The organism is Pseudomonas edaphica (assembly GCF_005863185.1).
GTDB classification, from domain to species: domain Bacteria; phylum Pseudomonadota; class Gammaproteobacteria; order Pseudomonadales; family Pseudomonadaceae; genus Aquipseudomonas; species Aquipseudomonas edaphica.
The window spans coordinates 1-6,418 of record NZ_VBVZ01000362.1; the positions used below are offsets into that span (position 1 = coordinate 1).

Sequence of the window (6,418 nt, forward strand, 5' to 3'; positions counted from 1 at the left end):
GGGCTTGCTCCCGTGGGACTGCGTAGCAGTCCCATGCTCTTAAGGCAAAGAGCGGGGCTGCTTCGCAACCCAGCGGGAGCAAGCTCCCTCGCCACAAGAGGTCGCTTGCCTTAAAACTGCAGCGTGCTGGAAACCGACACCTGCCGCGCATCGCCGATGGACACGAACTGCGTGTTCACCGACGAGGTGTAGTAGGTGCGATCAAACAGGTTCTTCACATTGAGCTGGAACTTGACCTTCTGCCCGTCGATTTTGGTGTCGTAGCTGGCAAACGCATCGGCCACGGTGTAGCTCGGCAGTTCGAAGCTGTTGGCCGCGTCCCCGGCCCGCTCGCCCACGTAACGGGCACCAGCGCCCACACGCAGCTGGTCACCACCCAAGATGCTGCCGAAGTCGTACACGGCCGACAACGAAGCGGTGTTTTTCGCCACGTTTTGCAGGCGATTGCCCTTAAGCGTCGGGTCTTCAGTCACCTCGGCATCGGTGTAGGCATAGCTGCCGATCAGGCTCCAGTTGTCGGTCAACTGGCCGCTGGCGTCCAGCTCAAGGCCACGGGAACGCACCTTGCCCGCCACGCTGTAGACCGCTGCCAAACCGTCGCCGACCTGCACCAGCACGTTGCGTTTTTCGATATTGAACAGCGCCGCACTGGCGGTTATACGCCCCGGTATGTCGAGTTTGGTGCCCAGCTCCCAGGCTTTGGACTGCTCCGGTTCCAGGCTGCCATCCAATACGCTTTTGTTCGCCAACGGCGCGATGGTGGAGTTGGGTTTGAACGACTCGGTGTAGCTGCCATAGAACGACAATTGATCGGTGTAGCGATACACCAGGCCGGCACGCGGCACCCACTTCTGGCCGTTGCCATCGGTGTTGGCGGTGAACGGCACGCCTTTGCCGGCGTATTGGTCGTACATCTGGTAGCGCGCACCGCCGACCAGAATCCACTGGTCATTGAGGTGGATGGCGTCCTGGAAGAACAGCGAGTCGCTGCGCAGCAGGTCGGTCTGGTTGCTGTCCGGCGCGCTGACTTTGGTGCCCGCGACTTCGTTGCCGTACACCGGATCGTTATAGTTGAAGACACCACGCGGCGCCTGGCGAATCAGGTCGGCGCGGTAGATCTTGCGGTACTCGTCGTCGAGCCCGAACACCAGGTCGTGCTGCATGCCGCCGACATTGACCTTGCCTTCCAGGCTGGTGGTGGCGAAGCGGTCGGTGGTCAGCGCACCCTGGGTGCCGTCCATGCTGCGGGTCAGGGTGCCGTTGGTGTTGACCTTGACTACGCGCACCTGGCTGGCGTCGTAGGTCTCGCGGTTCCAGCTGTAGCCGAAGTGCGCTTTCCAGTCGTCGTTCAAGTCGTGGTCGACTTCCAGGCGATACAGGTCGGAGCGGCCTTGCATATTGTTGAACGGCTCATCCAGCCGACGGGTCGCGGGGATGTTCAACGGGTGGTTGGTCTTGGGGTCGATGGCGGTGCCACGGTCGAACGGCGAGAGGAATTCGCGGTGCTCATAGGCGAACACCACTTTGGTGGTGTCGCCGTACCAGGCCAGCGACGGCGCCACCAACGTTTCGCGGTGGGTGCCGAAGTTGCGCCAGTAATCTTCGTCTTCGTGGTCGACGATCAGGCGATAGGCCAGGCCGCTGTCACCAATCGGGCCGGTGGTGTCGAGGTTGCCGCCGCTGCCGTTCTTGCCATCACCAAAGGTCGAGCCGCGCGCGGTCAACGAGGTGGACTGCACCAGCTCGGGCTTCTTGCTGACGATATTGACCACGCCGCCCGGGTCCTGGATGCCATACAGCAAAGACGACGGGCCTTTGAGCACTTCGACGCGCTCGGCGGTGGCGTTCAGCGCCCGGCCCTGCACCACGGGCATGCCGTCCTTCATGATCGAGCCGTTACGGTTGTCACCAAAACCGCGCAGCATCACCGCGTCCTGGGTGCTGCCGAGGGTGTTGGCCTGGGTGATGCCACTGATATTGCCCAGGGCGTCATCCAGGTTGCGCGGCTGTTGGTCACGCAGCACTTGGGCCGGCACGACGTTGACGGTTTGAGGGGTTTCCAGCAGCAGGCCGTGGGAGCGCATCACCGAGCTGGTGGGCGGTGGCTGATAGCTGGTGGTGTCCTGGGCTTGGCTCGCGCCGCTGATGGTGGTGGCGCCCAGGTTGACTGCGCCATCGGTGGGCACAGGCTCAAGCGCCAGAGTGCGGGCGTCGATCTGGCGGAAGGTAAAGCCTGAGTTGCCGAGCAGCCGTTGCAGGGCCTGGGTGGCACTCATCTGCCCGCTGATCGCCGGGGCATTGAGACCATAGGGCGCTTCGTCGGTGTAGATCACACTGATGCCGGTGACCCGGCTGAAATCGCTCAGCGCCTGGGGCAGCGGCTTGGCTGCCAGGGCAAAATTGAACTGGGCGCTTTGTTGCTCCTGCGCCTGCGCAATCGCCAGAGGCAGCAACGCCAGGCCTGATGCCGCCAATACCGAGGCTCCCAGCCACTGTTTTACCCAACCGCCCGCCGTCGACTTCATGCTGTGAGAACCCGTGTAGAAAACGCTGTTAATGCGAATAGCTCGCAGTTTCAAACACTACACGGATGGGCGGGCGATTTACCTCACCTTTGTTTGCAAATATTTTTATTTATTGCGCCTGAATGCGAAAGCCCATGCGTGGGAAGTGCACATGCACAGTGCCAGCACGCTCGTCGGTACGGCGCAGGATCAGCTCTTCACGGCCAGCGAACAGCAGTTCACCCGCCACCGGGTCGGTGCCGTAGTCAGTGGCCGCAATGGTCACCTGCTGGCCGGGCTTGAAGCCGTTCAAATCCTCGAACAGCTCATTCGGCAAAGCCGCAGGCGCGGTATTTCGCGCCACTTCCAGGGCTTGCTCGGCACTCATCTCGCTGAAAGTGCCATGCCCAAAGCCCAATACGCGGTCCAGCCAGGCAGCCACTGCCGGGTAGGCATCGACCAACGGCGCCGTCACCGATGAACCTTTGAGGAACCACAACGGGTGGGCCAGGGCAAAGTCAGCGATCGAGGCTTCACCAAACAGGAAGTCGCCGGCCTGGTGCTGCAGTTGTTGCTCAATACGGCTGACAATCGCCGGCCATTGGTGCTTTGCCTGCTCCAATTGCACGCGAACTGCCGTGCCACCACTGAACAATTTGGCGCGGTCGGCCACCAGCACCTGGATCATTTCCGGCGGCACCTTGGCAAATTTCACCGCCAGGGATTCCGGCTGGAACACCAGCGCCACGGCATGGGAGAACACCACCGAATCCGCCCAGGCAGCGAAACCTTGGGTCACCAGTTCCAAGCCTTGGGGAAACAGTGCCGGCGCGGACTTTTCCTGCTCCAAACGGCGGGCGATCAAAGCCGTGTCACAGTATATATCGGCGCCGACCTGCAGCACCGGGGTCTTGCGATAGCCACCGGTCAGCGGCATCAGGTCAGGTTTGGGCATCACCGGCGCGATACGCACCGAGCGCCAGGACAAGCCCTTGAAGCCCAGCAACAGGCGGGCTTTTTCAGCAAAGGGCGATTGCGGGTAATGGTGCAGGATCAACTCAGACATGCCAGGCTCCGCTCGATAGGTGAGCCGCCAGCTTAGCCTGCAAAACCGTGCGTGGGGACGATGAGAACCTATCAATCAAATCAATGAGCCACTCGCCGCCAGGCATTCCTTGGCGCTTTTCTTGAGTTTTTTGATCAGCCGCTCCTGACGCAGCGCCTCTCCCTTGGAAGCACACTGCTCGGTGTACACCAGCGCCACGGCCGGGCTGGACAGAAAAAACCGTGCGCCCTTGCCGCTCTGGTGGGAGGCAAAGCGGCGCACCGGGTCATTGCTGATGCCGCAATACAGCGAACCATTGGCGGCACGCACCAGGTAGACGAACCAGGGTTTGGGTTCAGGAAGTTCAGTCACGGGACGATTGCTGCAAACCAAAAGAACGCCAATCTTATCAACGACCGGCCTGAAATGCCTTCAAGCCTTTAAGCGCCTGGGCACGCACGGCGTTCTTCAATGCCGGCGACCAGCCCAGCAACAAGCCCTTCAAGCCCAGCGCCTGGCGCGACCAACGCCACAGGTCGAAGTGGTCGTGGTGCTCGCAGATTTTGCCATCGCGAAACACAAACCGCGCACCGATATCGTTGACCACCGTATTGCCCGTGGCGCTGAACAGGTAGGTCGCCACCCAATGCGCACTGCCCGTGCTGTCATCACTGCGCACATGGTCGAAGGTCAGGGAGAAATCCTTGGCCCGCGTGGTGAGCATGCGCCACATGTCCCCGGCGTCGCGCCCGCGCAACTCACCAAAGGCCGGGTCGCTGAACACCACGTCGTCGGTGTAGCAGGCGGCCATGGCTTCGGCGTCCAGGCGCTGGAAAGCACTGTAGAACTCGGTGATCAGGGCGTTATGGGCATCACTCATGGGCAGGCTCCGCAGGCGTCGAAAGAATAGCCGCACGATAAGCTGCCCACGCTGCGCTGGCTACTGACATTCGCCACGCAAATGATGAGCCTACGGCACCATCCCAACACTGCGAGCATAGGCGAACAGGTCAACATCGGTGGAAATACTCAGCCGTTGCATGGCCGTGCTTTTCTGCTTGCTGATCGTGGAAATACTGCGATTGACCTGTGCCGCGATCTCGCTGACGGTCATGCCGCTGGCCAGCATGCGCACCACCTCGCGCTCCTTGCCGGATAATTGCGGCTCCTGGGACTGATCGCCCGTACCCGCCTCGACCATTTGCACCCGCAGGGATTCACTGGCGAACGTCTGGCCGGCACACACGGCCTTGATCGCCAGGGGCAGCTCCTTGGCCGAAGCACTTTTAGCCACCACTGCCTTGGCACCATGGGCGAAGGAAGCGCGCAGGGTGGCGACGCTGGCGAACATGGTCACCAGAATCACCGGCAACTTCGGATACTGGCGGTGCAGCAGGCTCAACAGCCCGTAGCCATCGGCCTGCTGACCGCCGGGCATGGCGAAGTCGGTGATGAGCAAGTCGCACGGCGTCGTACTTAACACGTCGAGCAATTGATCGGGTCCATCGGCCTCCGCGACCACTTTGCAGCGGCCATGCGCCTCAATCACGACTTTCTGCCCGATAGGAACAATGGGGTGATCGTCAGCAATAATTACTCGAAGCATAAATTCCCACGAATGATGGCAACTTGAATCCGCGCAAAATACCCCCGCCGGCGCTCATCAACAACCGCTAACAAACAGCCGCTTACAGCCAACCCCAATGTTCACTCGTTCACATTTTTTTGCCTACATAACAACAGGAAAAAACCTACAGCCAAAACTAGATCGTCGGATTGCAAACGCTCAGTGAAAACACCACTCCTCAGACATCGGACAGGTACTCGAGATAGACGTACAACCGAGCCAGGAACAACTCCAATTGCACCTTGTGCGCAGCAACGCCCTGGGACCGGACCTGCTCAATCAGCCTCACCGCCATGGGTTCAAGTCCGGTGCCGCCCAAAAACACCAGGCTGCCCACCAAGCGATGGAGGCGTTCAGCTGTCAATGATGCGTTCAACGTCGCACAGGCATGGCGTAACAAACGATGGTCCTCCCACGCCTCGAACAGCAGGGTTTCCAACAATTGATCGACGACAGGCTCGCTGCCAAACGTCGCGACCAGCGTGGCACGCGTTGGCCAGCCGGCGAGCGGTACAATGGCCGCCTGTTCGACATACCGATCATCCACGCCAGGCAACCAGCGCACCAACACCGCATGCAATTGTTCAAGGGTCAAGGGTTTGAGCAACCAGGCATCCATGCCGGCATCGCGGCAACGCTTGGGACTGTCATTTTGCAGGTTAGCGGTCAAGGCAATGATCGGCACTCGCCTCATCCCGGTATCGCACTCATGCTGGCGAATGGCGCGGGCCATGCTGTAACCGTCCATGAAGGGCATCTGGCAATCGCTGATTACCAGGTCGAAGGGTCGGGTGGTAAAGGCCACCAGCCCGAGGTAGCCGTCGGCGGCCGTCTCGTGCCCCAGCCCCAGTTTCTGCAACAAACCACCCAACAACAGGCGGTAGGCAGAATGATCATCCACAACCAGCACACTCAACTGCCGCCAATGAAACGGGGGAAGGGTTGGCGGCTTCAGGTTGTGGCTCGCTCCTGCTGTTGAACCTACCAGCGAACCCATCAGTACCTCTATCGCAACTATTGATCCAGCAGCAATCCGCAGCACTGATGCAATAGCTCTTGAGGCCTATCATGCAGCAATGGTCGACGCATTCTTCTGAATGCTATCGGCCAAAAACAAATAACCTTTCGAGTTAACCAAAGCCCATACAACAACTACGAAAATCCCCCTGAATCATCGCCTTCACACCGCCCTGCCAATGTCGTATTAGTTGTATTTCCCCTGCTCGCCCCCCCTCGCTAAAT

Annotated in this window: 6 protein-coding genes; all 6 read right to left on the reverse strand. The window is 60.2% G+C overall.

The genetic code is table 11. The features are described from left to right. Positions 1-110 precede the first annotated feature (110 nt). A complete protein-coding gene (locus FEM54_RS21480) occupies positions 111-2,525 on the reverse strand; it encodes a TonB-dependent siderophore receptor (protein ID WP_138452890.1) in 2,415 nt (804 codons plus the stop codon). Positions 2,526-2,634: 109 nt separating this feature from the next. Then, positions 2,635-3,570 carry a glutathione S-transferase family protein gene (locus tag FEM54_RS21485; RefSeq protein ID WP_017135181.1) on the reverse strand — a complete coding sequence of 312 codons (936 nt, stop codon included), beginning with the start codon at positions 3,568-3,570 and terminating at the stop codon, positions 2,635-2,637. A gap of 75 nt (positions 3,571-3,645) precedes the next feature. Then, a complete protein-coding gene (locus FEM54_RS21490) occupies positions 3,646-3,921 on the reverse strand; it encodes a GIY-YIG nuclease family protein (RefSeq protein WP_017135182.1) in 276 nt (91 codons plus the stop codon). A 37-nt stretch (positions 3,922-3,958) separates the two neighbouring features. Further along, positions 3,959-4,429: a nuclear transport factor 2 family protein gene (locus FEM54_RS21495; RefSeq protein WP_010212931.1), complete on the reverse strand. Its 471-nt coding sequence runs from the start codon at positions 4,427-4,429 to the stop codon at positions 3,959-3,961. A 90-nt stretch (positions 4,430-4,519) separates the two neighbouring features. Next, positions 4,520-5,155: a response regulator gene (locus FEM54_RS21500; RefSeq protein WP_138452892.1), complete on the reverse strand. Its 636-nt coding sequence runs from the start codon at positions 5,153-5,155 to the stop codon at positions 4,520-4,522. Between the two features lie 199 nt (positions 5,156-5,354). Further along, positions 5,355-6,173, reverse strand: a complete 819-nt coding sequence (locus FEM54_RS21505) for a response regulator (RefSeq protein ID WP_017135184.1) — start codon at positions 6,171-6,173, stop codon at positions 5,355-5,357. Positions 6,174-6,418 lie beyond the last annotated feature (245 nt).

Coding starts and splice junctions, on each gene's coding strand:
- FEM54_RS21500 (WP_138452892.1), bottom strand. CDS start 5,155: ATGCTTCGAGTAATTATTGCTGACGATCACCCCATTGTTCCTATCGGG.
- FEM54_RS21495 (WP_010212931.1), bottom strand. CDS start 4,429: ATGAGTGATGCCCATAACGCCCTGATCACCGAGTTCTACAGTGCTTTC.
- FEM54_RS21480 (WP_138452890.1), bottom strand. CDS start 2,525: ATGAAGTCGACGGCGGGCGGTTGGGTAAAACAGTGGCTGGGAGCCTCG.
- FEM54_RS21505 (WP_017135184.1), bottom strand. CDS start 6,173: ATGGGTTCGCTGGTAGGTTCAACAGCAGGAGCGAGCCACAACCTGAAG.
- FEM54_RS21485 (WP_017135181.1), bottom strand. CDS start 3,570: ATGTCTGAGTTGATCCTGCACCATTACCCGCAATCGCCCTTTGCTGAA.